At 40.2% G+C, this 25,022-nt stretch carries 20 protein-coding genes and 1 pseudogene; 15 read left to right on the top strand and 6 right to left on the bottom strand.

What is annotated here, in order from left to right; genetic code table 11:
• The first annotated feature begins 22 nt into the window (after positions 1 to 22).
• Together ACZ5YP_RS00240 and ACZ5YP_RS00245 are read left to right on the top strand one after the other, a co-directional pair.
• Positions 23 to 1,289: pseudogene (locus tag ACZ5YP_RS00240) on the top strand (threonine synthase).
• 60 nt (positions 1,290 to 1,349) lie between these two features.
• The gene (locus ACZ5YP_RS00245; RefSeq protein ID WP_464835230.1) at positions 1,350 to 2,561 is read left to right on the top strand and encodes a 4Fe-4S dicluster-binding protein; all 1,212 of its coding nucleotides are present in this window, start codon (positions 1,350 to 1,352) and stop codon (positions 2,559 to 2,561) included.
• A gap of 98 nt (positions 2,562 to 2,659) precedes the next feature.
• Here the strand turns inward: ACZ5YP_RS00245 and ACZ5YP_RS00250 are convergent, their stop codons facing one another.
• Complete coding sequence (locus ACZ5YP_RS00250; protein WP_464835231.1) at positions 2,660 to 3,724, bottom strand: ornithine carbamoyltransferase; 1,065 nt, start codon at positions 3,722 to 3,724, stop codon at positions 2,660 to 2,662.
• Between the two features lie 280 nt (positions 3,725 to 4,004).
• Between ACZ5YP_RS00250 and ACZ5YP_RS00255 the strand changes: the two genes are divergently transcribed.
• The 8 genes from ACZ5YP_RS00255 to ACZ5YP_RS00290 all read left to right on the top strand — a co-directional run bounded on the left by ACZ5YP_RS00255 (position 4,005) and on the right by ACZ5YP_RS00290 (position 14,830).
• On the top strand, positions 4,005 to 5,417 hold the full coding sequence (locus tag ACZ5YP_RS00255) for a BMP family ABC transporter substrate-binding protein (protein WP_464835232.1): 1,413 nt from the start codon (positions 4,005 to 4,007) through the stop codon (positions 5,415 to 5,417).
• A gap of 84 nt (positions 5,418 to 5,501) precedes the next feature.
• Positions 5,502 to 7,007 carry an ABC transporter ATP-binding protein gene (locus tag ACZ5YP_RS00260; RefSeq protein ID WP_464835233.1) on the top strand — a complete coding sequence of 502 codons (1,506 nt, stop codon included), beginning with the start codon at positions 5,502 to 5,504 and terminating at the stop codon, positions 7,005 to 7,007.
• Position 7,008: 1 nt separating this feature from the next.
• Positions 7,009 to 8,178 carry an ABC transporter permease gene (locus ACZ5YP_RS00265; protein WP_464835234.1) on the top strand — a complete coding sequence of 390 codons (1,170 nt, stop codon included), beginning with the start codon at positions 7,009 to 7,011 and terminating at the stop codon, positions 8,176 to 8,178.
• Positions 8,175 to 9,083, top strand: a complete 909-nt coding sequence (locus ACZ5YP_RS00270; protein WP_464835236.1) for an ABC transporter permease subunit — start codon at positions 8,175 to 8,177, stop codon at positions 9,081 to 9,083. Before ACZ5YP_RS00265 ends, ACZ5YP_RS00270 begins: the two co-directional genes overlap by 4 nt.
• Before the next feature lie 49 nt (positions 9,084 to 9,132).
• Positions 9,133 to 10,047, top strand: coding sequence for an SDR family oxidoreductase (locus ACZ5YP_RS00275; RefSeq protein ID WP_464835238.1), 915 nt, complete (start codon positions 9,133 to 9,135; stop codon positions 10,045 to 10,047).
• A gap of 70 nt (positions 10,048 to 10,117) precedes the next feature.
• On the top strand, positions 10,118 to 11,518 hold the full coding sequence (locus ACZ5YP_RS00280) for an amidohydrolase family protein (RefSeq protein ID WP_464835984.1): 1,401 nt from the start codon (positions 10,118 to 10,120) through the stop codon (positions 11,516 to 11,518).
• Positions 11,519 to 11,581: 63 nt separating this feature from the next.
• Positions 11,582 to 13,399 carry an adenine deaminase gene (ade, locus tag ACZ5YP_RS00285; RefSeq protein WP_464835240.1) on the top strand — a complete coding sequence of 606 codons (1,818 nt, stop codon included), beginning with the start codon at positions 11,582 to 11,584 and terminating at the stop codon, positions 13,397 to 13,399.
• A 48-nt stretch (positions 13,400 to 13,447) separates the two neighbouring features.
• Complete coding sequence (locus tag ACZ5YP_RS00290) at positions 13,448 to 14,830, top strand: amidohydrolase family protein (RefSeq protein ID WP_464835242.1); 1,383 nt, start codon at positions 13,448 to 13,450, stop codon at positions 14,828 to 14,830.
• A gap of 5 nt (positions 14,831 to 14,835) precedes the next feature.
• On the opposite strand, the gene ACZ5YP_RS00295 is transcribed toward ACZ5YP_RS00290, so the two are convergent.
• The 4 genes from ACZ5YP_RS00295 to ACZ5YP_RS00310 form a co-directional block, all read right to left on the bottom strand.
• Positions 14,836 to 15,099, bottom strand: a complete 264-nt coding sequence (locus ACZ5YP_RS00295) for a MoaD/ThiS family protein (protein ID WP_464835244.1) — start codon at positions 15,097 to 15,099, stop codon at positions 14,836 to 14,838.
• Positions 15,100 to 15,172: 73 nt separating this feature from the next.
• Positions 15,173 to 15,610: a hypothetical protein gene (locus tag ACZ5YP_RS00300; RefSeq protein WP_464835246.1), complete on the bottom strand. Its 438-nt coding sequence runs from the start codon at positions 15,608 to 15,610 to the stop codon at positions 15,173 to 15,175.
• A gap of 3 nt (positions 15,611 to 15,613) precedes the next feature.
• The gene (locus ACZ5YP_RS00305) at positions 15,614 to 15,991 is read right to left on the bottom strand and encodes a hypothetical protein (protein ID WP_464835248.1); all 378 of its coding nucleotides are present in this window, start codon (positions 15,989 to 15,991) and stop codon (positions 15,614 to 15,616) included.
• On the bottom strand, positions 15,958 to 16,281 hold the full coding sequence (locus ACZ5YP_RS00310) for a hypothetical protein (RefSeq protein WP_464835250.1): 324 nt from the start codon (positions 16,279 to 16,281) through the stop codon (positions 15,958 to 15,960). The genes ACZ5YP_RS00305 and ACZ5YP_RS00310 overlap by 34 nt, the downstream gene beginning before the upstream one ends.
• A gap of 131 nt (positions 16,282 to 16,412) precedes the next feature.
• Between ACZ5YP_RS00310 and ACZ5YP_RS00315 the strand changes: the two genes are divergently transcribed.
• Entirely contained in the window at positions 16,413 to 17,381 is a 969-nt protein-coding gene (locus tag ACZ5YP_RS00315; protein WP_464835251.1) for a DNA methyltransferase, read from the top strand.
• Positions 17,382 to 17,806: 425 nt separating this feature from the next.
• Entirely contained in the window at positions 17,807 to 19,264 is a 1,458-nt protein-coding gene (locus ACZ5YP_RS00320) for a sodium:solute symporter family protein (protein WP_464835253.1), read from the top strand.
• Between the two features lie 172 nt (positions 19,265 to 19,436).
• On the opposite strand, the gene ACZ5YP_RS00325 is transcribed toward ACZ5YP_RS00320, so the two are convergent.
• On the bottom strand, positions 19,437 to 20,867 hold the full coding sequence (locus tag ACZ5YP_RS00325) for an alanine/glycine:cation symporter family protein (protein WP_464835255.1): 1,431 nt from the start codon (positions 20,865 to 20,867) through the stop codon (positions 19,437 to 19,439).
• A gap of 379 nt (positions 20,868 to 21,246) precedes the next feature.
• Here ACZ5YP_RS00325 and ACZ5YP_RS00330 point away from each other — a divergent pair, with 379 nt between their 5' ends.
• From ACZ5YP_RS00330 to ACZ5YP_RS00340, 3 genes are read left to right on the top strand one after another with little or no spacing between them, the layout of a single operon-like run.
• On the top strand, positions 21,247 to 22,518 hold the full coding sequence (locus tag ACZ5YP_RS00330) for a dicarboxylate/amino acid:cation symporter (protein ID WP_464835257.1): 1,272 nt from the start codon (positions 21,247 to 21,249) through the stop codon (positions 22,516 to 22,518).
• Positions 22,519 to 22,558: 40 nt separating this feature from the next.
• A complete protein-coding gene (locus ACZ5YP_RS00335; protein WP_464835259.1) occupies positions 22,559 to 23,743 on the top strand; it encodes a hypothetical protein in 1,185 nt (394 codons plus the stop codon).
• On the top strand, positions 23,736 to 24,773 hold the full coding sequence (locus ACZ5YP_RS00340; RefSeq protein ID WP_464835261.1) for an asparaginase: 1,038 nt from the start codon (positions 23,736 to 23,738) through the stop codon (positions 24,771 to 24,773). Before ACZ5YP_RS00335 ends, ACZ5YP_RS00340 begins: the two co-directional genes overlap by 8 nt.
• Positions 24,774 to 25,022: the final 249 nt, after the last annotated feature.

Below are 25,022 nucleotides of genomic sequence, written 5' to 3' on the forward strand. Positions count from 1 at the left end.
GTTGATCCTAAACCGTGAGACTATGTATATAGAGAAAATAGAGTGTAGTAGATGTGGTAGGAGATATCGTCTAGAAGAAAAACCCCTTCTCTGTGTAAACAATGATCTAGGTAGACTCGACATATACTACAATTACGAAGAAGTAAGTAAAAAACTAACAAAGGAAACACTATCTAAGAGAGCATTTAACATGTGGAGATACCGCGAACTCCTACCAGTACCAGGCCCCGAATACATTGTATCCCTGGGCGAGGGGGGAACACCACTATTAAAAGCAAGTAGACTAGGAGAGAGGCTTGGATTGAAAAACCTATACTTGAAAGATGAAACGAGGAATCCAACTGGTAGTTTTAAAGACCGCGCTATGAGTGTATCTGTTTCAATGGCTAGGTATTTCGGTTTCAAAAAAGCAGTAATAGCGAGTAGTGGAAATGCTGCTGCCTCACTCAGCCGCGTATGGAGCCAAGGCAGGTATAGAAGTATACGCACTAGTCCCTCATTTCGCATCGCGTGGAAAAATATCACAGTTGCTCATGTATGGTGCTAAAGTAATAAGGGTTCGCTGGGTTGAAGCGGAAGACCCGACTGTTAAAATGATGAGGATTCTATACGAGAAACACGGGTTCTACCCGAGTCCTAGTTTCGGAGTGTTTAATCCATACCAGGTTGAAGGGCCTAAGACTATATCAATGGAGGTTGTCGAGCAACTAGATTGGAGTATACCAGACCAGGTATTCGTACCCACGGGGGCAGCGAGTCTACTGACAGGTGTATACAAGGGCTTTCGAGACTTTGAAAAACTCGGATTTACAAATGGTATTCCTAGACTAGTAGCTGTTCAACCAGAGGGAAACCATCCACTAGTGAGAGCGTGGATGCAGAGAGCAGACCCATTCAATATCAAGCCATGGGAGAAGCCACCAGAAACCGTTGCAACCGGGTTAGAAGACACTTATCCATGGGATGGAGACATGGGGTTGAAGGCCCTCTATGAAACAAATGGATATGGAGTGGTTGTTTCAGACGATGAAATAGTATATGTAATGAAGTTGCTTGCAAGCCTTGAAGGAGTATTCGCCGAGCCAAGCGGTGCGGCTGGTCTAGCTGGACTCGTAAAGGCAGTAGAGAATAAACAAGTCGATAGAGACGAAGTAGTTGTTGTATTAGTTACTGGTCATGGATTAAAAGACATCGATATTGTTACAAAAATCACTAGTGAACCACCAGTAATCAACCCCGTTGAATCAGAACTAGTCGAAGCTATAAAGACTCATTATGGTGAATTATAAGTATAATCACGCTTTATATCCCCTAGTAACAATAATTACTTGTAAGCCTAGGTGTCTTTCTTGGTAGATCTATCTGTAGAGATAGCTGGACTTAGATTGAAAAATCCTTTAATGAACGCTGCTTGTCCTATATCTAGAGATGCTGAGTCAATGATAGAGTTGATTGAAGCTGGAGTTGGAGCTGTAGTAGCTAAGACAATAAGTGTTAAACCAGCAATAGTCCCCCGTCCAAGTATGAGTGCTGTAGATAGGGGGTTATTTAGAGGAGTAGTATTAAAGACTCTTGGTCCAGGCGATGTAAGAGCGGTCCCAGTAGACTCTGGAAACTACAGGTCTATATTCGCATTTCTAAACGCAGAGCTATGGAGTGATATACCAGCCGAACACTACTTGGAGCGTGAATACCCCATTGTCAAGAAGCACTGCGAGGAGAAGGGAGTAGTATTCATTGCTAGTATTGGATATACACCAGAAGAACTCTCGCTCCTAGGCCCCAAGGTTGAGAAGACGGGCGTTCAAGCAATAGAGTTTTCTACACACTATATTGGAAGAGACTATAGACCAATAGTTGAAGCCGCGAAGGCACTGAGAGAATCTGTAGGTATACCCATATTCGCCAAGCTAAGCCCCTTCACACCCAGTATACCCGAGTTAGTTAGAGAACTCGAAAAAGTAGGTGTTAATGGATTAGTAGCAACTAATACTATTGGGCCAGCACTACACATAGATGTTGAAACCGGTATGCCCGTTGTTGGAGGACCATATGGATTTGGATGGATGAGTGGCCCAGCACTAAAACCCCTTGCACTAGCAGTAGTAGCACAAGCAGCACTCAATACAAAACTACCAATTATAGGAGTGGGAGGTATTAGCCGAGGCGTAGACGTAGTCGAGTATATAATGGCTGGTGCTACAGCTGTACAAATATGTACAGCGGCCATTGTAGAGGGTTTTGGAGTCTTCAAGAGAATACTCAGCGAGCTAGAAGAATGGATGAAACGACATGGATATGAATCAATATATGACTTCAAAAGAAGAGCACTTAAATACATTAAACCAGAGCCGAGACGAGTATGGGCCAAGCCACCAGTAGTAGATGATAAAAAGTGTATTGGCTGTGGTTTCTGCAAGCAGACGTGTACATACCACGCTGTAAAAGTCGTAGTAGTAGAAGGTAAGAGGAAGGCGAGGGTAGATGTAACGAAATGCTATGGATGCGGTGTTTGTACATCGGTGTGTCCAACTAGAGCAATTCACTTCGTAGAAGGCTAGTTTTTTACTTCTTACTCTTCTCTGTGTCAAGATTAAAAGAATGAGGAATTGTACGTGGAAAAAATATTGTGTTTTATTCGATTCTAGAGAGAAGTTGTTTATTTAACGCCATACATTGTTAGTGCTAGTACGGCCATTTTTGTCCAGAGGCCGTTTTCGGCTTGCTCGTAGATCACTGAGTGTTTGGGGTCGTCTATTACTTCGTCGTCTGCTTCGTAGCCTCTAAATATTGGTAGTACGTGCATTAATACAGCGTGTTTGTCCATTAGGTCCATTAGTTCTCTTGTTACCTTCCAATGCTTGTATTTCTCGTAGATCTTTAACTCTTCGTCTTTGAATTTACTGTAGCCTAGTTGGACTAGTGTTGGCGAGGCCCAGTTTCGTGGGAATACCGCGTGTGCTCCTCGTAGGGCTTCTTGGAGGTTGTCTGTTACTTCTAGTGTTGCACCGTGTTCTCTTGCCAACTGCTTGGCTTTCTCTACGAGTTTGGGGTCTAGGTCGAAGCCTGGTGGTCTAGCTACTACAACGTCGACGCCGAATCTCGGGAATAATACCATGTCTTCTTGTACACTACACCATCCCCTGATCTCTGGGCTATACGCCCACATTATAACGTATTTCTTACCCTGTGGATTCTGAAATCTCTCTCTAAACGTGAATATGTCTGCTAGTCCCTGTGTTGGGTGGAACATGTCGTCGGCCATGTTTATAACTGGTATGTTGGCTACATTGACCATTTCGCGTATATAGGCGTTTCCAACTCCATACCTATAGTCAATTGCCTTATCTAGTACTCTAATACCTAGTCCATGCCCGTAGACATCATACATTGCAGCTACGTCTTTAATTGCTTCTCCAGCCTTCTCTTCCTTGCCATATGCTAGCCTTGTAGTCGTGGCGTCGATGTATGCAGCGTGGCCTCCAAGGAAAAACATTCCTGCTTCAAAAGCTGCCCTTGTCCTTGTTGATGGTGCAAAGAACAACATAAAGAATACTTTACCAGCAAGTACTTTTGGAATAGCCTCTGTGCCATAGTAGTGAGCTATTTCTTTAAACTCCTTGGCGAGCTTCAAGGTGACTTCTATTTCCTCGTCACTCCAGTCGAGAGTAGAAATAAGGTCTCTGCCACTGAGTTCTCTAATGAGGTGTCTTAGAGCGGGCACAAAAACCCCTCTCATATATTCTCTATAACAAGCCAGGTTATTAAATTCGCTGAAAGCTCTGCTGGAGAACTAGTTCACACCCCAATGAGAACCCGCGTCTACATGTAAAAACCACGTGTAAACACACCGACCACTTTTTCACATTGCTAGTTTTTACTTTGTTAGATATTTGTACAGGCTTTAGAAATCATCCAAAATTTTAAAATAATGTAATACTAGGTATTTAAGTTCCATATAAAAACCCAGGCTGTTCTAGTATATACTTGGGGTGGACTTATATATGAAACCAACTACTTGGATTGGAATAACCCTACTAATAGCTATTATAGCTGGTGTAGCAGGATACTATATAGGAACCACAACGGCTCCCACACCAACAACACCCATGCCATCCACAACGCCTACATCACCCACGTATACTACCCCAGAAAAAGTAAAGGCATTATTCATATATGTTGGTCCTATTGGAGACGCTGGATGGACATACATGCACGATATTGGAAGGAAATTCGTCCAGGAATTGTTTAAAGACTGGTTGGAAACAGCCTATGTTGAAAGCGTTAAACCAGATGAAGTAGTTAGATTTGTTGATGAATATGTTGCTAAAGGATATAATGTAGTATTCACTACGAGCTTCGACTTTATGGATGCAACCTATGAAGCGGCTGAGAAGTATCCAAATGTAATCTTCTTCCACTGCTCTGGTTATCGTAGAAGAGAAAACATGGGTACATACTTCGCAGACCTCTACCAAGTATACTACCTCAATGGTTTAATGGCTGGAGCACTAACTAAAACCGGGCATATAGGCTATGTAGCAGCCTACTTGATACCCGAAGTAGTTAGACACATAAATGCATTTGCTATTGGTGCAAAAGAAGTGGGAGAGGCTCTTGGAAAGAATATTACAATCCACGTTATTGAAATAGGTGCATGGTATGATCCAACAAAGGCTAGACAAGCCGCTGATACACTAGTTAAACAATACAATGTAGACGTATTGGCTTTCACTGAAGACTCTACTGCTATTCCAGAGTATGCCGAGGAGAATAAGATATACGTGTTTAGCCACTATGGTCCAATGTTGAAGTATGCTCCAACAATGACTGTTAGTGGCCAATTAGTTAGATGGGAGATAATATATGCTGATATATTGATAAAGATTAAATCCGGTGTACTAACACCATACAACCTCGAACACGTCGACTACTGGTATCTACTGAGCTCTGGAGCAGTAGACCTAGGTGCAGACATAGGTGACGATGGCAACCCAGTACTCATCAACCCCTTATACATAGACATGTTAAAGAGAATCGAAGTTACAGACAAGCTCACAGGTAGAAAGCTAAGCGTCTACGACTTAGTAATGGAGAGATATTGGCAAATGAAGGCCGGGGTAACAGTTCTACCACTACAATTCAGCGCACTAACTCATAAATACGAACACATAGAGAAAATAACGATGCCTTGGGGAGGACTCATAGGTACAAAACCGTATCCAATAGCCCCCGCATTCGACCCGTTCATAGGACCACTAAGAGGCTGGTGTCTATATCCAAGTGAAAAAGCAACATCCGACTACTGTAAAGGCAAGAACCCCGGCGACATAGTGATAATACCTGCTGGTGTAAGACTAGGCCATGCCGACTTGTGGAATATGGATTATCTACTAGACATAGTTGTCAAACACTAAAACCCCCTCTTGAATTCCCAAATGTTTTTTCTTATACGACAAGTAGTTTACGTAAATACCGATGAGTGCTTAGGGCGTGGGACAGTGACATCTCCACTCTTATCGGTTGTGGAGGTAACTAAGAGCTTTCCTGGAGGAGTTATCGCCCTGGACGACGTCTCTATGGAGTTTTACCCGGGCGAGATTGTTGCAATACTCGGTGAAAACGGTGCTGGAAAGTCGACGCTTGTCAAGATCCTCTATGGAATATACAGTCCCGATAAAGGAGAGATCTTCTTCCAGGGTAAGAGAATTGTTATTGGTAGCCCAATAGACGCTATTAAAAAAGGTATTGTAATGGTTTCTCAGATTCCGCAGTTAATTGATAGATTATCAGTGGCTGAAAACCTCTCACTTAGTTTAACTAGTATTGGATTATTTGAATCAATGAAAAACGTTCGTAGAGTATTTAGAGAGATAAGCGAGAAGATCGGTATTAAAATAAACCCCGATGCCAAAGTCTGGTCTTTGAATTATACACAGAAGCAATTAGTTGAAATAGCTAGAGCAGTACTCCTCGATGCAAAAGTATTTATTCTCGATGAAGCACTAACATATCTACCACTAGAAGAGAGGAGGAAGTTCTATGTCTATCTACAACAATTCAAAGAAGAAGGCCGCTCTATATTGCTAATAACACATAAAATACCAGAGGCCCTCGAGATCTCTGATCGCATATACATATTGAGAAGAGGGAAAGTCGCTGGCTCACTAGTAAAAGAAAACGCGACATTAGATCGAATACGTGAATTAATGTTTGGTGAAGCAGCGAAACTAATAACTTACGAGAGGTTTTCCAACCCCTATGAAACCCAAGTGGGAGATCCAGTTATTCAAGTCGAAGACCTAGTTGTAGAGGGAGATTATGGTGAAACAGCTGTAAATAAAGTATCATTTAAGGCAAGAGCAGGCGAGATAATAGGTATTGCTGGAATCGTGGGTAATGGACAGAGAGAACTACTAGAAGCCCTCGTGGGATTGAGGAGAATTAAAAGCGGCCGGGTATTAATAGACGGCATTGACGTGTCAAATAAGGGAGTAGGTATTATTAGAGAGAAGGGTGTTGGATTTATTCCTGATCAACCGCTTAGATACGCTGTTTCAGCCGATAATACAATAGTTGAAAACATTGCTACTCTCTTCGCGAGGCGGCAAGTACTCATAGACTGGAATAACATGGTGGAAGTAACTAATAAATTGATCAAAGAGTATTCAATTTATCCTCCAAACCCCAATATACACGTGAAACTATTGTCTGGAGGAAACATCATGAAAGTCGTTGTAAGTAGAGAGCTTGAATACGCTACTAGAGCACTACTCGCCTACAACCCTACTCGTGGACTAGACGAGGCGACAGCTACATTTGTTAGAAGGAAAATAAAGGAAAAAGCAGTGGGAGACAAGGTATCTATTGTATTTGCAAGTGAAGACCTAGATGAAGTACTCCAGCTCAGCGATGCAGTATTTGTGATGAATAGAGGTGTTTTATATGGACCTTTCGACCCCGTTTCAACTCCACGTTCTAAAATAGAAGAGTTAATGGTGATGTAGAGTGCGACTGGTTTTAATTAAGAGAAAGAAACCTTTGAAGTATGGTGGATTAATAGTAGTAACTCTCTCGTTATTGACAGGTATCGGTATATTTGCATTATTCTCGTGGAGTATAGGTATAAACCCATACTATGTTATAGAATCAATTCTCACTACATTTATATTTCCAGGTATTGTCAAAGACTTCTTAATACTATCTCTCCTTGGATACGCGTTACTAATAGCGTTTAAGGGATCTCTATGGAATATTGGTGCAGAAGGACAAATGCACATGGCAATTATAGCATCCGTCTATGTTACACTAATACTCTTCTTTACAACAGAGAAGTCTCTACCAATACATGTATCAATAGGTGTTGTATTACTCTCCATAGTCTTGGCTACGATTGCTGGCGCATTATGGGGCGGACTAGCCGGGGCTATTAAAGCATATACTGGAGTAGACGAGGTCCCAGTCACACTAATATTGAATTACATAGCGTATTTTATTGGAAACATATTAGTGTATGGTCCATTTAGAGGGAAATATGTATGGGGATATGTTAGAACAGATTTACTACCAGCTCCTTATAAGCTCTCTATATCTGTAAAGAAGACTATTACGGGTGATCCAATAGTAGACACTTTAAATGGTTATCTAGTAGAAGCTATAATTTATTCTTCATGGATAACTGCTCTAATAATAGTTGCGATATTTACATACTGGTTGTTTAACAAGTCTTCTCTGGGCTTGAAGATAAAAATACTGGGTTCTAACCCCGACTACCTTGTAACTCTCGGTGTCAACGTAAAGAAGACAACTGTTACAGCATTTATGCTGTCTGGCGCAATAGCGGGTTTAACTGGTGCACTCTATTATCATGGAGCTCTCTGGAGACTAGAATACCCATTAGAATATCAAACTATGGGTTATGGATACCTCGCTATACTAGTTACCTGGCTTTCAATGCTCGACATGAAATTCATACCTATTTCAGCCTACATTGTTTCAGCGTTGATAATGGGTTCTCAACGTGTAAGCTCGCTCCCTGTTGTTAGAGAGGCGTTTGCAGTAATTGGTTTGGGAGGTGCTGAAATAGCATTTAGATTATTAATGTTTGGATCTGTACTCCTCTCGTATAGTATATTGAGATTTATCCAGGACTATGAGATCAGGGTGGTGAAGTCTTGATCCCAGTAGATTTACTCATAGATAAAATACTACCAGCATTCATTACATTCTACCTGGTGTCACTAGGACACAGTATATTCGAGAAGTCGGGAATACTAAATCTAGCCATAGACGGAATATTCTTTGCGGCAACAGGCGCAGCTATACTGGGAGCATATCTACTACTACCCATAATACCCTACCCGCCAATAGCTGGCTCTGTATTGGCTGTACTAGTGAGTATACTACTAGGATTATTCATGTCTACTGTATTGACATTTCTACCCATTAGCCACGGAGCAGTCGGACTCTCACTCCAATTCTTTAGTTATGGTGTTGGAATAATACTCGGCTACTCTGTCAGAATGAGGTATGGTACAGTATACCAGATAGCATATACTAGAGAAGACGTATTAGAACTACTAGTTATAAGTATAGTTATTGGTTTAACACTACATGTATTAATAGAAAAGACGAAACTCGGCGTGGCAATAAGAGCTGTAGGTGAAAACCCGCATTCTGCATCAGCACTCGGAGTAAAAGTAATGCATATTAGAATTATTGCCGCTATTATTGGCTTTGCATTAATGGGGCTTGGAGCCTCACTATTTATACTATCATGGCAGAGAACATGGGATTTTAGACAATACTCTCAGGGATATGGATGGCTAGCCTTCGCGACAGCTCTAGCTGCTGGTAGACACCCAATAATGTTAATTCCTGTATCACTATTATTTGGCGGATTAGCATCAACACAAACAGATATTAGTGCATCATTAAAAGTACCAACTGATGTAGCAAAGTTGATTCCATTTCTAGCAGCTTTAATACTAATGCTAGTTTATAGTTCAACAGGGTTGAGAAAGATATTTGCATCGCCCTCTAGTATTGGAAAACCATACTATAAAGAAGAAAAGAGCATATAGTCTAATCTATTTTTAAACTATTCATTAATCCTTGATCCCAGGTGTAACCATGAAGTTTTATAGAGATAGATTCAAAGACAAGGTATGTATAGTTACAGGTGGTGCACGGGGTATAGGCGCTGCTATAGCTACTCGTCTCGGCGTCGAGGGTTGTAGTGTAGTAATATTTGACATTGATGAAAAAGCCGGCGGGTATAGAGTTAAAGACCTTGAAAGCAAGGGTATATCTGTGGATTTCTATAGAGTAGATGTTTCACGAGAAGAAGATGTATCTAGAGCAGTAGACAGTGTATACTCTAAATACGGTAGAATAGATGTGCTAGTCAACAACGCTGGAATAGGGTTTTCGGGTAGGAGTCTCGAGGAGCAAACACTCGAGGAGTGGATGAGAATAATAAGTGTAAACTTGACTAGTGTATGGCTGTGTAGTAAACACGTTGCTAAATACATGAAGAATACTGGTGGAGTAATAGTCAATATTGCCTCTACCCGTGCAATACAGTCAGAGCCAAATACAGAGCCTTATTCAGCGTCTAAGGGTGGAATACTAGCTTTAACACACGCACTAGCAATGTCTCTGGCTAAATATAGAATTAGAGTAGTCGCTGTTTCACCGGGCTGGATAGATACTAGTGAGTGGCAGGTGCCACCGAGAAAATCAGAGTTGTCACTACTCGACCATGCGTGGCACCCAGCTGGACGCGTGGGTAGGCCCGAGGATGTCGCTGCACTAGTAGCTTTTCTAGCGTCTGATGAAGCCGAGTGGATTACTGGTGTAAATATAATTATAGATGGTGGTGTAACAGTAAAGATGTTTTATCCAGATGTCGAGTCCTTGAAAAACATGATCTCTCTCATACTGGAAAACAGTGAAGTAGGCGAAGTAGTGGGATCACTAATTAAAAAACTTGGAGAAGACAGGAGTCTACTAGATAGGATTAGAGAGTTATTAGAGAACAATTGATTGAGATTGTATATTTTTGAGTTTTCTAGTATTCAATAGTGGGAAATTTGTGGTTTAAGGGTTGGAGTTCATGGTAGACATCTATATTCGTGGTGGATGGATTATAACTATGGATAGAGAAAGGAGGATTATTAAAAACGGGGCTGTCGCAATTGAAGATGGCTTCATTATAGATGTTGGCAAGAGAGAAAAACTAGACAACGAATACAAAGTCTACGCTGATATATTGATCAATGCAGAAAGAGATATTGTACTACCAGGCCTAATAAATACACATGTACACCTCGCACAGGGATTACTTAGAGCATGCGCAGACTATTTGTCGCTTATTGACTGGTTGAAAGACAGGGTTTGGCCTCTACAGGGAAACTATACTAGTCACGAAGCACTGGCCTCTGCAAAACTAGTTGCTCTTGAAATGATCAAGTCTGGTACAACTACTTTTCTCGAAACAGGCCTTGTTGGACGATACGGACTAGACGAGATCATAGAGGCAATATACTCGACTGGGCTGAGGGCAGCAATAGCTAGACACGTAATGGATTTAAAGGGGTATGCAACCAAAGAAAACATATTACACGAGGGACTAGTTGAACCAGGAGATTATAGCTTTAAAGACACTATTAGACTAATCTATAGATACCACGGTTGGGACAACAAGATATGGGTTTGGTTTGGCCCCAGAACTCCTGGAGCCGTCAGCCTTGAACTATATAGAGAGATCTCAGCTAAAGCCCGAGAATTGAATACTGGTATAACAATGCATCTCGCCGAGGTACGCGAAGACGTTGAATACACAATTAGAAACTTTGGTAAGAAACCAGTTGAATTCGCCCACTGGCTTGGATTAACAGGGAGAAACGTTGTATTAGTACACGTTGTATGGGTTGACGACGACGAGATAAAACTACTAAGTGAAACAGAAACCAATGTAAGCCACAATCCCTCAAGCAATATGAAGCTTGCCAGTGGAGTAGCACGTGTATCCGACATGCTTAGCCAGGGAGTCAATGTAACACTAGGGACGGATGGAGGGCCGAGTAATAACACCTACGACTTAATCCGTGAAATGAAGCACGCTGCGCTCCTTCAGCCTTTGAGGACACTAAACCCCAAGGCTATTAGAGCAGAAGACGTATTGGAAATGGCTACTATTAGAGGAGCTAGAGCACTCATGATAGACCACTTAGTTGGAAGTATTGAGAAGGGTAAGAGAGCGGATATCATTATTGTAGACTATTGGCAACCACACCTCCACCCACTTAATAATCCAGTATCACACCTTGTATATGTTGCAAGCGGGCACGATGTTAAACACAGTATAATTGATGGAAAACTAGTAATGTTTAATAGAAGGGTACTAACGCTCAACGAAGAAGAAGTAATAGAGGAAGCAGAGAGATCGGCAATTAGCCTCTATGAAAGAGCAGGTGTATGTATAAATCCCGATCTACGCTGGCCAATAGAGTAAGTAAACAATAAATGATTAAATGTTTTTAAAGGATATTTTGAAAATCTATTTTAAAACAAAAGTGTGGAATCCTTGAAACCTGATTTTGCAAGGTATAGTCTAGAAGAGAGAGTAAGCCTCATTAAAACAGCTCTTGGGCTTACACCTGCTGATATAATAGTGACGAGTGTAAACCTTGTAGAAGTCAATACGGGGAGTATTCTCGAAGATACCGCTATTTTATTAAAGGGTAGGAGGATAGCCGGTATTCTTAAAACAAGAGAGATAGGTAGGTCTCGCGGAGACAACACGCTGGTTTTAGATGGTAGAAACCAGTATGTAATGCCTGGATTCATAGACTCCCATATACACATAGAGTCCAGTATGCTAGACCCGATTGGCTTTTCAAAAATAGTATTAAAACACGGTACTACAACTGTTGTTGCAGATCCTCATGAAATAGTAAATGTACTGGGTATTAGAGGCTTTGAGTTATTCGTCGAGGCATCTAAATACGCGCCTCTTAAAATACTATTGGAAATACCGAGTTGTATTCCACCAACTAATCCATCAATGGGGCTTGAAACACCTCCAAATACACTTACAACAGAGGATTTAGATTCAATGATCAATACAGGCAATGTGGTTGGACTAGGAGAAGTAATGGATTTTCTCAGTGTTTTAAATGCCGATGAAAAACTACTAGAGAAAATAAAGTATTCAATTGAAAACAACCTCGTCGTTGATGGGCATGCACCACTCTTACTCCCCGAGGAGTTAAATGCATATATATCAGCCGGTATACTAAGCGACCATGAATCAACAAATATTAATGAGGCCTATGAAAAGGCTTGGAGGGGAATGTATCTCTATATTAGAGAGGGTAGTGCTTGGCGAGATCTAGAAGCACTAGTAAAAATATTGAGAGGATCAGACTGTAAACTATGTGCTTTTACAAGCGACGACGTCAACGTTGTTGATTTAATTGAGAAGGGTGCTATGGATAGAATTGTAAATAAGGCTATTCAACTGGGATTAGACCCTGTTAAAGCAATTCAACTAGCAACTATTAACCCTGCAATGAGACTACACTTAGAAGACCATATTGGATTAATTGCCCCGGGGAGACTGGGCGATATTGTCTTCTCGTCGAGAATAGAGTATATTCAACCAACCACTATTCTAGCTAATGGAGAAATAGTGTATTATAATGGCAAACTAGTTAGAGAGTTTAAGCGGCCACAGTATCCAGATTATGCATTAAACACTGTTAGAATTAGCGATGAATTAATAGATAAAATAGATATTGGAGCAGTAGTAGCGGGGAGTAGAGGAGTAGTTAGAGTCAATGTTATTAGAGTAGAACCTGGCTCAGCACTAACAAAACACATTGTCGAAGAATTAAGAGTAGTAGATGGTAGAATACAGCCATCACCCGAGAGAGACACAATGCATGTGGGTGTTGTATATAGACACTCTTCTAGTGGTGGATACAGTACTGGGTTTATTCAAAACCTTGGATTTAAATATGGAGCTGTAGCTCAAACAATAGCACACGACACACACAATATTATCTATGCTGGTTGGAGCATCAACGATATCAAGAGAGCCATTAAGAGAATCAAAGAGATACAGGGCGGTATAGTCATAGTCGACAATGGAGAAGTCGTAGTTGAACTACCATTGAGACTAGCGGGTTTAATGAGTATTGAAGAACCAGAAGTAGTATACGAGAAATACAAGTCGATTGTAAAAAAACTAGAAGAAAGAGACGCTGTATTCGAATACATCTTTATGACTCTCTCCCTCGTATCTCTACCAGTAATACCCGAGATTAGAATTACAGATAGAGGTTTAATTGATGTTAGAAAGGGGCGTATAATCCCCTTGATAGCAGAGTAACTTTTATCTTACACTCATACCAAATTATAAAATTGATAGGGGAGTATTTTGAGAGAAAAAGTAGACGTCCTCATCAAAGAATCCCTCATTGTAACAATGAATAGTGAGCGTAGAGTTCTAGATAGGGGTTTTATAGCGATTAGAGAAGGCATTATAGTGGATATTGGTGTAGGAGATGGTTTAGATAAGTATACAGCTGAAGAAGTAGTAGATGGAAAGAAGAGCGTCGTTATACCGGGTTTGCAATGTGCACACACTCACTTCTATGGATTACTGTTGACTGGGAGTCCATGGTTTGGAAAAATAGAGCCACCCACAGACTTCCAACAAAACCTTCAGAGGATATGGTGGGCACTAGACGTAGTACTAGGTTATGAAGAAGCATATGCTTCTGCATTAATGGGATCTATACTCTTCGCTCACTCGGGTGTAACTAATTTCTTCGACAATATTAGTAGTCCGAACACCATTAATGGTGTTCTAGACTCCATTGAAAAAGCAGTCAGCGAGGTTGGACTACGTGGATTTATCTCCTTCGAGGCAACACAGAGGCGTAGTGATGAAGAGGGGTTTAGAGGCCTCTTTGAAAACGAGAGGTTTATCAAGAAAAACAATAGTGATGAATCCAAACTCGTTAAGGGAGCGATATACGTCCACGCTAGTTTTACAGTAAAAGACGAGTTGCTAGTAAAAGCCAGAGAGCTCTCGGATAAATACAATGCACTACTCGCCATTCACGCCGAGGAGGGCCTCGTAGACGTCTACCACAATATAGAGCACTATGGAATGAGGCCAATAGAGAGACTATTTAAACTAGGATTCCTAGGGCCTAGAACACACCTAGTTCACTTGGTTCAAGCAACTGATGATGAATTATTACTGGTTAAAAAGAGTGGAAGCCATGTAGCTCATAATCCAATGAGCAATATGTTAAATGCCGTGGGAGTAGCTAAAATACCAGAAATGACTAAAATGGGTATTAATGTCGGGCTTGGAAACGACGGCTATATCTTCGACCAATACGAGAATATGCGTGCAGCATACCTACTACACAAGGTTTCACGTAGAGACCCGAGAGTAATGACTCCAATAGAAGTATTCGAAATGACTACTGTAAACGTTGCGAGAATGTTCCACCAAGAGAAACAGCTGGGCTCGATCGAGCCGGGTAAAAAAGCCGATTTAACCATACTCAAGCCAAAAACACCAAATACACCAGTAAACTCTAAGACCATATATGGACACTTAGTAAATACTTTCAGTAGTAGAGACGTTGATACAGTAATAGTCGATGGAAAATATGTGTTGAAAGAGGGTAGACTGGTAAACATAGACGAGGAAGAAGCCATTGAATACATACACAAAGTAGTCGAGAAGTTATGGGATAAATTAATGAGTGAGGGTGTTCCACAAATAGACTTTATTAAATAGTTTTTTCACCCACCCATCTCTGGTGTTATAAGTGTTACACGGTCTCCATTGTGTAACTCGTATTCTAGATTGTCTACCGCTATACCATTTATATGTGTAATGAAAATATAGTGTCCTTGGAAATACCTTTTTGCTAGTTCAGAATTTACTTTTTCACCAATTGCTTTAATCAAGTCTTTTAATCTTGCTCCCTCTGATAACTCGACTTCTAGAACATTTATACCTGATATATCACTAGCTCTTCCAAGGAATACAACTGTTACTTTCAACGTGTTACACCCACGTTCAATTTCAATAATAATGTTTATCTAAAAACCCCAAAATATTATTGAATAGAAGTTTTCATCTACCTATCTCTTCATTTGATGTGTAGAAAGTAAATGCATCTATAAATCCATAAATCAAGCTTACAAGTATTATTGTATAGAGTAGTATACTCAAATCGAATTCTACTCTGAGAACAGCATCTCCCATTGTTATACTTGTCTCTATTATTCCACCGTTTAGTACTATGTAGAGTATTAGTGCACCAAAAAGCTTTGATAGTATACGTAGAGGTATTGAAACAACATTGTTTCTCAATATACTTTCAGCTGTACCTAGTGCTATAAAGAAGAAAAGAAAGAATGGAAGATCTTTTTCTACCATGAGCATTGGAGTTTGGAGTAGAGACGAGAGTATTTTTGGGAGTAGTAGAACATAGATTGTATAGTATATTAATCCCAGGATAATTCCAGCAATTACTTCTTTAATAATGAATTTAATGGTTTTTCTAGACATTTCCTACCACTCTCTAATACTTAATCTGTATAATCCAGCGATCTTAAATGAGTATTCTTCAATTTTTAATTCCTGTCCATGTAATCTATCACTACTAATTATGATACGCCCAGTATAATTTCCCCTTGCAATATCTCCGTATTTAATGGTTTCATTGAGAATTCTCAGAGTAAAGTCTTTTAGTGGAACACTCCCACTATAGCTAATTGTTATCGTTAATTCCAACTGGTTTCCTTCTAATTGCTTAATATTGAAATCTGTAATTGAGAGTATATTGGGGTCTTGAGAAATCTCGATGAGAAATATTGCTAGTGGTGAGATTGTTGCTAGAACTATTAGTGTTAATACTACTGCGATTCCTGTTTTTGCTGGGGTGAACATTCCCTACTACCCTTATCGATCCTATATACTTCTACAACGGCGTTTAACCCGTTTTTCAAGAGTATACTACCACCCCAAACCATTACGCCGAGGAATCCCAGTTTTAACACTAGGTTTACTAGTTCATACGCGGTATTAGTTATTGCTTCATCTAAGGATGATCCTTTGGGTAAAACTGGTTTATATGTCTGGTATGCTTCATACGCTAAGTAAGCTCCTATTAACACGATTATTAAACCCAGCAATAAGACAATAACACCTATTAAACCAGAATTAAAACCTCTCTTCATAATGCATCAACCCATACTTCTAAATAACTACTACAATTAAATTGGAATAAATAGCGAGGGTTAAAATATCTGATTTAACACAGAGAGTTGAAGTAAGCTTTTAGAAATACCATCTAGGAGGATTGTTAAATATGAGTATTCAAATGCACGAAGTATCATTCGAGGAATACCTGGAATTCACTAAAAACAATAAGAAAATTATTGTTGAGGATCAGGTTATAGAACTAAAACCCGTCGAGATTACTAGGTTAAATCCTACTGGCAAGGAGTTAACAAATATATCTACAACTGTTTGGAGTTTCCCAAAGAGGGGATCTTGGGCTACGCACAAAGGAGATTATCGAGGCAATTGGGCTCCACAAATACCGAGAGCACTAATGTTCATGTATACTAAGCCGGGAGACATAGTGTTAGACCCAATGATCGGTAGTGGAACAACATGTATAGAAGCAAAACTACTAGGTAGAAACTGTATAGGTATAGATATAAACTACAATGCCGTGATGCTAACACTACACAGATTATACTATTTACTAAGAGCGTTCGAGGAGAGGCAAGAGTTGTTGAAGGAAATACCAAGCGATTTAGTAGAAGAAGTGAGAAAAGCATGGATTAAAATCTACCATGGCGACGCTAGAAAACTAGATTTAATACAAGATGAAAGCATTGACTTAATAGCAACACATCCACCATACTACAACATCATAGAGTACAATAGCAGTGAATACGTTGAAGGTGATTTATCGCGAGCTCGTAGCCTTGAAAAATACCTTGAATGGATACGTAGTTGCGCCAGAGAATTCTATAGAGTATTAAAGCCCGGCAGGTATTGCGCTGTATTAATTGGAGATACGAGAATACACAAACACCATGTTCCAATATCACACTATGTACTAAGAGTATTCCTCGAAGAAGGCTTCATACTAAAAGAAGAAGTAGTCAAGATACAACACAATATGAAAACCACGAGGGAAGTATGGAGCAAGATTGGAAAAAGAGACTTTCTACTAATAAAACACGAGAAACTATACATATTTAGAAAACCACTAGGAGACAAAGACCGGGAAAAACACAAATACAGCACACTAGTAAAAACCTAGCATCTACAATGTAGCTTTATATAGGCTCTAAAAATATAGTTTCCATAGTGATGATGGAGGTTTCGACTGAAAGAATGATGTATAAAATGGGTCCTTACTGAACAATACTGAATAGACTAGAAGATCCTGGTTTAAACCAGGATTTACTGTGGAGTAAAAATGTGGAAAACCCCGCGGTTACCCTGCTTCACGCTCCCCCGAGAATCGAGGGCGTCTGCAGGGTCTTCTAAATACCATATTTTTCTACACGGGATAAAATTGTTTACTTTGGAAACCATTATTGTATATATCGGTGAGAGCTAGAAGTATTACATTAATTTCTCTATGACAATCGAAGTTAGTATCTTTATTGATGTGTAAGATCTAGAATTATACTTGAAGTTAATTTATTTAAATATAAGTGACGAATTTATATTGGGGTGTCTATGGAGTTAATTTTGTGGATTGCCGTTGTAATCTACCTCCTAGCTATGCTTGGTATAGGAGTGTGGGCTAAGAAATTCATTAAGTCATCAGATGACTATCTTCTCGCTGGTAGAAGACTTGGAGTACTACTAGCTGCTGCCACGCTTGCTGCTACTCACTATGGTGGTGGATTTGTTCTTGGTGGTGCATCGTGGGGTGTAAAATATGGTCTGGGTGGCTTCTGGTATGGTGCAGCTTGTGGTTTGGGATTGGCATTACTAGGTATTACTTTTGCAAAGCTCTCGAGGGCTCTTTCACTATATACTGTTCCCGAAATAATGTATTTAAGGTATCGTAGTAGCAGTGTTCAAACACTATCTGCTCTACTATCGCTCTTAGCGTTAATAGGTATAACGGGTGCACAGGTGTGGGCTGCTGGAGCTATATTTGAATCAATGGGGCTTCCTGGACTTTGGGGTTCAATTCTCGCTACAGTGATCTTTATAGCATATACAGCTATTTCAGGTCTATGGGCAGTTACACTAACAGACTTTGTCCAGTTAATCCTGGGTACTCTGGGTGTTATAATAGCTACCGGACTTGCATTGGTTAATATAGGTGGTTTCACTGGTATAGAGAGTAAACTCGGAGAACTATATAATAGTGGGGTAATTAGTAGTCCACCCAGTGAATACTTTAATGTGTTTTCACCGGGAACTTCTATTATAGTTCTCACAGTTGCCGCTACTGTTATGTATACATTGATAGGACAAGACTTCTACCAGAGGTTATTTGCAACAAAAGACGAGAAGACAGCTGTAAAGGCCTCGCTTCTCTCGGGAATACTCCTCGTAATAGTCTCGTTTATACCACCAATAGCTGGTATGGCTACACTAGCATTTTCACCAGAACCAGAAAAAGTTATTGCATCACCAAGAGTGGCAGTACCCCATTTAATTCTAGTAGTGCTTGGACCAGTTTTTGGAGCATTGTTTATAGCAGCAGTACTTGCAGCTATAATGTCAACAGCAGACTCTCTTCTACTTGCAGCTACATCACACATTGTTAGAGACTTCTGCTACAAGTTAAACCCGAAAATCACTGATAGACAAATGCTAAAACTCTCTATACTAGTTACAATTGTAGTCGGTGTATTCTCATTAATAACCGCGTTGACTGTTAGAGGAATAATCGAGCTACTCATATACTCCTACGACCTCTACACCTCTGGTGTCTTCATACCCTTTGTACTAGGCCTCCTATGGAAACGAGCATCAAAAGAAGGAGCATTGGCTGGTATGATAGCGGGCTTTATAGCGTCATTAATGGGTATAATGGGCTATATACCAGTAGAAATATATGAAATGATCTATGTATGGGGAGCACTAGTTTCACTAATAGTAATGATAGTAGTAAGTCTAATTACAAAACCAACACAACCCGAAGAAACCCTAGCAAAACTACTCAAATGGAAGTAGTACACAAAACTTTTTTAAATATCTTATACATTCTTTCAACCCACATATCAAAACCACAAATCCTCATTCACAATACGCAATATGTATAATCCAGGATAGAATTATCTGTTCTAAAAACTAAGAAATGGATGAAAATAAAATTAGTTTCAATGAAGAATACTCTCCGCTGACTTCATTTACCAGTCTTGAGGATTTTTTCTCTAAACTCTTTTACTTCTCTATAGATTACTGGTGATAGAAGTAGGAGTACTATTAAGTTTATATATACGGGTATTCCAGATGTTATATCGCCTATGATCCAGAAGACTGCTGGGACTATGCCAGCATAGATACCTAGAGCACATACAATCCATATTATGAAGGGGCTTCCTACCTGGAAGAATCTAATTACTATGTCTCTAGCTTTCGGCTTATTCTCAAGCCAGAACCTGGCTTCTACCTCGTAGTATGTATACCATCCTATACTTGTAGTTAGTACAAATATAAATAGAGTTATGTATAGGATGATTGGAGCGATTGGACCATACACAGATCTAAACGCTGTTAAGACAGCTGTTACTCCTCCATACCCGGTTTCCCATACACGTGTTGTTGTAACAATGAGAGCTGTTATAGTACAAACTATTATTGTATCTACAAAAACCTCCATAGCACCCCATATTGCTTGTTGCATTGGATACTCTACTTTTGCTGTAGCGTGTATGTGTGGTGCTGAGCCCCATCCAGCTTCATTGCTATATACAGCTCTCGCTACACCTACTTGTATAGCTTTAGCAATAGTTGCACCAGCAAATCCTCCTATGGGGGCTAGTGGGGTAAAAGCATAAGTAAATATATCAGCTATTGCTCGAGGTATTTTATCATAATTAGCTATGATAACTCCAAGTCCTCCACCAATATAGATAATGACCATGAGGGGTATCAGAAACTCGGCAACTCTTGCCACTCTAGGTATAAAGCCGATACATATTAGAGCTACGAGTAACGCGTAAATAAAACCTACTATAATTGCTTGTTCTTTTGTCAAGTTGAAACACGTCATAGCTCCTTCCATTATAGTGTAATTAGCCATAGACACTATTGCTGTACTACAGAATGTTATAGTGAACAGAAAAGCCAGGGTTTTCCAAGCCCACGCTGGCCATCCTCGTTCTTCACCAAGCCCTTTCTTTATATAGTATGGTGGCCCACCATAGGCTCTTCCATCCGGTAATACCTCTCTATATTTAATACCCAAGATTATTTCGGCCATTTTAATAGCCATTCCAAATAGGGCAGCCATCCACATCCAGAATACTGCACCTGGTCCGCCTAGAGCTATAGCGCTTGCAACACCAGCTATATTGCCCATACCTATTGTAGCACCAGTAGCTGTAGCCCACGCTGCAAACTGCGAGACTATTCCTGGGCCCTTACCCTTTCTAGCTTCAGAAATTTTACCAATTGTGTTTTTAACTATATAGCCAAAATGTCTAAACTGGAAGAAGCCCATTAAAATAGTTATGATTGCTCCAGCACCAAAGAAGAGGAATGGCATGTAGGGATTCCATATTATTTCATAGGCTATAAACTCTAGTAATTCCTCTATTGTAATGCATATCACCCCTACTAAATTAATTGTAAAGGGGAGAGATTATAAAGGTTTCTAGAAGTGGGAGGAAAATTATGTGGGATACATGGAGATTATGATAACTTAGTAGGAGATATTGTATTTTAACACTACAATATTAGAGGTAACTATAGAACCACGAGGAAAAACAACAATGATCTTCAAGATAATGCACCATTACAAATCCATTACGAGTAGTCCAGGTATTACAGAGATCTAACAATAGTAAATAATTTTATCTCGTGTAGTGAAATATGGTTTTTAGATGACTCTGCAGACGCCCTTGATTCTCAGGTTGATAAAAACCTATCTAAGAAATTCCAGTAAAATTTATAAAATTCAGCGTAGAAGAAAAATTTTGTTGGTGTCTGTAATGGCCTCTAGTAGAGGTTCTAGAGAAGCGGAAGCATTTGAGCTCGTCCTAAGGCCAGGAAGAAGACCTCTACTAATGCTTGTTGCAACACTACTAGGTGTAATTGCCGGACTAGTACTGGGCCAGCCTATTACCGGTATAAAGTTCCTGGGCGATATCTTCATCTACCTACTGAATTTTATTGTGGGCCCCTTAATCTTCTTCTCAATAGCTTGGGCTATTGCAACAGTTAAAGAATATACTAGGCTTGGCAAGACTTTCGGTGGCTTCTTTGCCTACTGGTTTATAATGGGGATTATAGCAGCTGTTACCGGCTATGTTATGGCTACAATACTTAAACCCGGTGTGGGTCTTCAACTACCTCCACCTGAAGGCTGGACGGCTCCAAAGCCTGCTTCGCCTATTGACGTTATATTAGGGCTCATACCTAGAAACCCCATTCAGCCATTCTTAGAGTTAAACGCTCTTCAAATAATAGTTATGTCTATTCTAACAGGCTTTGGAATAGCTTTAACAGGTAAAGTCTCCCCGGAGACTAGAGACTTTCTCGTAAAGTTTATTTCAGCTGTTCTAGCAGTGGTTTATAAGATAATAGACCTCATATTGTGGTATGCTCCAATAGGTGTATTTGCTCTAATGGCTAACTTAGTAGCTACTGTTGGGACTATGGGGCTTACTGCAGTAGGTGCCATGATCGCAACACAGTGGATTAGCTATGCTATAATCCTCTTCGTGTATCATCCAATAATACTAGCTGTAGTACTCAGACTCAACCCACTCCAGTTCTGGAGGAAGATGTATCCAGCTATGATAACAGCTTTTACTACATGTAGTAGTTCAGCTACACTACCAGTTACTATGAGGGTTACCAGAGAACTTGGTGTACCAGCCGATGTAGCAAACCTCATACTACCAATAGCAGCAACAATTAACATGCAAGCAGTTGCCGCTGAAATGCCTATTTATGCTGTATGGGTGTCTCAAATGTACGGTGTATCTCTCGGAGGTCTTGAAACACTTCTTGCTCTATTAATGGGTGTACTAGGTTCAGCAGCCTGTGCTGGCATACCAGGTGGTGGTATAATGATAGCTGCTATGACTATGTCGATCTTAGGTCTTCCAATGGAGCCAGTTGGTTGGATTGCCGGTGTATACACCTTAATAGACATGCCGAATACCATGTTAAACGTAACTGGAGACCCGCTAGGAGTTCTAGTAGTGAGTAAGCTAGTACTAAAAGACTTCGACGAGCAGAAGTTTAAATCTAGGTAAAACAATGCTTTTTTCTTTTTTAGTGTTTAGAGGTGGTTTCTTGCGTAAGGTCTTAGTAGCTGGACATATAGGAGTAGGTCATACATACAGTCATAGCGGCTTCATCCAAGACGACTCCCTAGGATTTTCTTCTGCATTAGCTTTACTACGTAAATTCTACGATTTTGATACAACTATTAGAAGAGTCTACATAGAAACCCCTAGAAAAATCTGCGTCGAAACAGTTGATGGAGGAATAGGTTGTGCTACTCCTAGAAGAGGCCTTAATATATTTGAAATAGAGATTCTAAAGAATCTTGAAGGCGCGGATGCAACACTACCTCATCTCGCAACCCTTAAACTCTTTGGTAAAGTACGAGGAGGATGTGATGAAGTCCCTACATCAGTGGAGTATGCTCTCTCCGTAGCAGCTCTTAATACCGTTACAAAAAAGGTAGAGAATTTTATTTTCAGTCAAATAGGCAATGAAAGCGGTGTTATTGGAGGTCTTAATATTGAACTTCCCGAAGCCTCTCTCTCAGTAGTTATAACGGTAAACGGCTCAGGTAGTGGTATAGGGCCTATAGAAGACCTCGAGGGAAATATACCGGTAGGACCTAAGCGCCAGGTTATGGAGACACTTGGTAGTATTACAGTTCCATCAATCATCCTTGAAAGTAAGGCTTTCATACCAAACCTAGCTAGTAGAGTTCACGGCTCTGCCATTCTCTTGAGATACAATAAAGACTATGATAACGTAGTCGTAGCTAGAGCTGTCTCGAGAGTGCTATCCAGACTTGGAGTGAATTACATAGAGTTAGATGGCGCCTTTCCACGGTATTTTAACTCCATTGGGAAACCTAAAGCTGAAATAGTCTCTAAGATCCACGTGCTTGCTTCTACTTTAAGCAATTCTAAGAAATCCATGGATAAAGTGCTGGCTGCTTCAAAACTAGCCGAGATAGTCTGCGAGGACCTCGGAGGCGTCTTCTTTATGAGCGAAGATCTAGCCGAAGTAGTAGGCTCAGCAGGATTAGTACCAGGGACTGGCGTGGTAGTTTCTATTGTAGTAGGTGAAGACTATATGAACCAAGTTGGTATACCATATGCTACTAGAGAAGACGCTGACACTCTTGCTAAGATAGCTCTAATATGTATAGAGGAAATAATAGCTAACTATGAGGAGGTCATGAATGTGCTTAGGAATAGATATGTAGACCCCATCAAGGTGATAGAACTTGAATGAACCCGTGAGAATTCTAGTAGTAGGTGTTGGAGGTACAATAGCAAGCGTTAAAACCAGTAGAGGAATAGCTCCGGGAATGAGTGTCGAGGAAATTTTTAGAAAAGCACTTAGAGGTAAGCTCCCTGGGAATCTCAAGGTAGACTTTCTAGATTTAATGAGGGTTGATAGTTCGCTAATGTATCCAGAGGACTGGGTTAGAATAGCTAGTACGATATTCGAGAATTACTGGAGTTATGATGTTTTCCTAATACTCCACGGTACCGATACTATGTCCTACACAGCTGCTCTGGCATTCTCACTTAGAGGACTTGATAAGCCGGTTGTACTGACGGGATCTATGAAAATCTCAGATGATATAGACTCGGATGTCCCTAGAAATCTATGGGACTCACTAATATTCTCTAGAGAGGCATTTAAACTCAACCTCTCTGGGGTTTACGTAGTATTTCATGGTAAAGCTATATTAGGGGTCAGAGCCAGCAAGGTGAGCTCCATAGATTTAGACGCGTTTGCTTCAGTAAATTACCCCTATATAGCCTACATACAGGGCGAGAATGTAATTGTAAATCATATACCATCAAGACGAGTAGAAGGATCTCTAAAGCTTGAAACCTCTTTCGATGATTCTATAGTGGTGGTGAAGGCGTTTCCAGGGATTAAGGCTAGCATAGTAGAGTCTATTCTATCAGCTGGAGTACGAGGTATTATAATTGAATCATTTGGGCTGGGAGGACTTCCAGAATGGTTGATCGTAAAGCTCTCAGAGATATCCGATAGGTTACCAGTAGTAATAACCTCTCAACCAATATATGGAGGAGTTGACCTTAGAAAATACGAAGTTGGCTTAAAACTCCTAGAAAGCGGGGTTATACCTGCCTGTGATATGAGTAAGGAAGCTACTATCGTTAAACTCATGTGGGTACTGGGTAAACTACGCGAGTTGAGTGGAAAGGAGCTTGTAAGTAGTGTTAGAAAAGAGATATTAAAGAACTATGAAGATGAAATAACTCCTTGCTACGATTTAACGTAGACTCCATTAAAGCATTCCAGAGATTAAGAGCGGGGTGTTGTAAATCCCTAAAGATAACTCTCTGAGAGCTTGTTGTTTTGATCACAGCGGTTCTTGAGGTATATTTCTATAGGGTTGAATACATTGATTCAACTTGTTATTTCTATTAAGAGTAATTCTACTGGTGTTTACACTCTCTCTAATAACATGTTCGACACTATTCCTACCACTACTAGTCAACCTAGCAATAAATATACTTACTCATCAATA

Source organism: Sulfophobococcus zilligii, from assembly GCF_055398255.1.

What these genes read in the sequence shown, in the direction of transcription:
- ACZ5YP_RS00315 (WP_464835251.1), top strand. Translation starts at nt 16,413, where the DNA reads ATGAGTATTCAAATGCACGAAGTATCATTCGAGGAATACCTGGAATTC.
- ACZ5YP_RS00330 (WP_464835257.1), top strand. Translation starts at nt 21,247, where the DNA reads ATGGCCTCTAGTAGAGGTTCTAGAGAAGCGGAAGCATTTGAGCTCGTC.
- ACZ5YP_RS00305 (WP_464835248.1), bottom strand. Translation starts at nt 15,991, where the DNA reads ATGTTCACCCCAGCAAAAACAGGAATCGCAGTAGTATTAACACTAATA.
- ACZ5YP_RS00300 (WP_464835246.1), bottom strand. Translation starts at nt 15,610, where the DNA reads ATGTCTAGAAAAACCATTAAATTCATTATTAAAGAAGTAATTGCTGGA.
- ACZ5YP_RS00280 (WP_464835984.1), top strand. Translation starts at nt 10,118, where the DNA reads ATGGTAGACATCTATATTCGTGGTGGATGGATTATAACTATGGATAGA.
- ACZ5YP_RS00255 (WP_464835232.1), top strand. Translation starts at nt 4,005, where the DNA reads ATGAAACCAACTACTTGGATTGGAATAACCCTACTAATAGCTATTATA.
- ACZ5YP_RS00310 (WP_464835250.1), bottom strand. Translation starts at nt 16,281, where the DNA reads ATGAAGAGAGGTTTTAATTCTGGTTTAATAGGTGTTATTGTCTTATTG.
- ACZ5YP_RS00275 (WP_464835238.1), top strand. Translation starts at nt 9,133, where the DNA reads ATGAAGTTTTATAGAGATAGATTCAAAGACAAGGTATGTATAGTTACA.
- ACZ5YP_RS00320 (WP_464835253.1), top strand. Translation starts at nt 17,807, where the DNA reads ATGGAGTTAATTTTGTGGATTGCCGTTGTAATCTACCTCCTAGCTATG.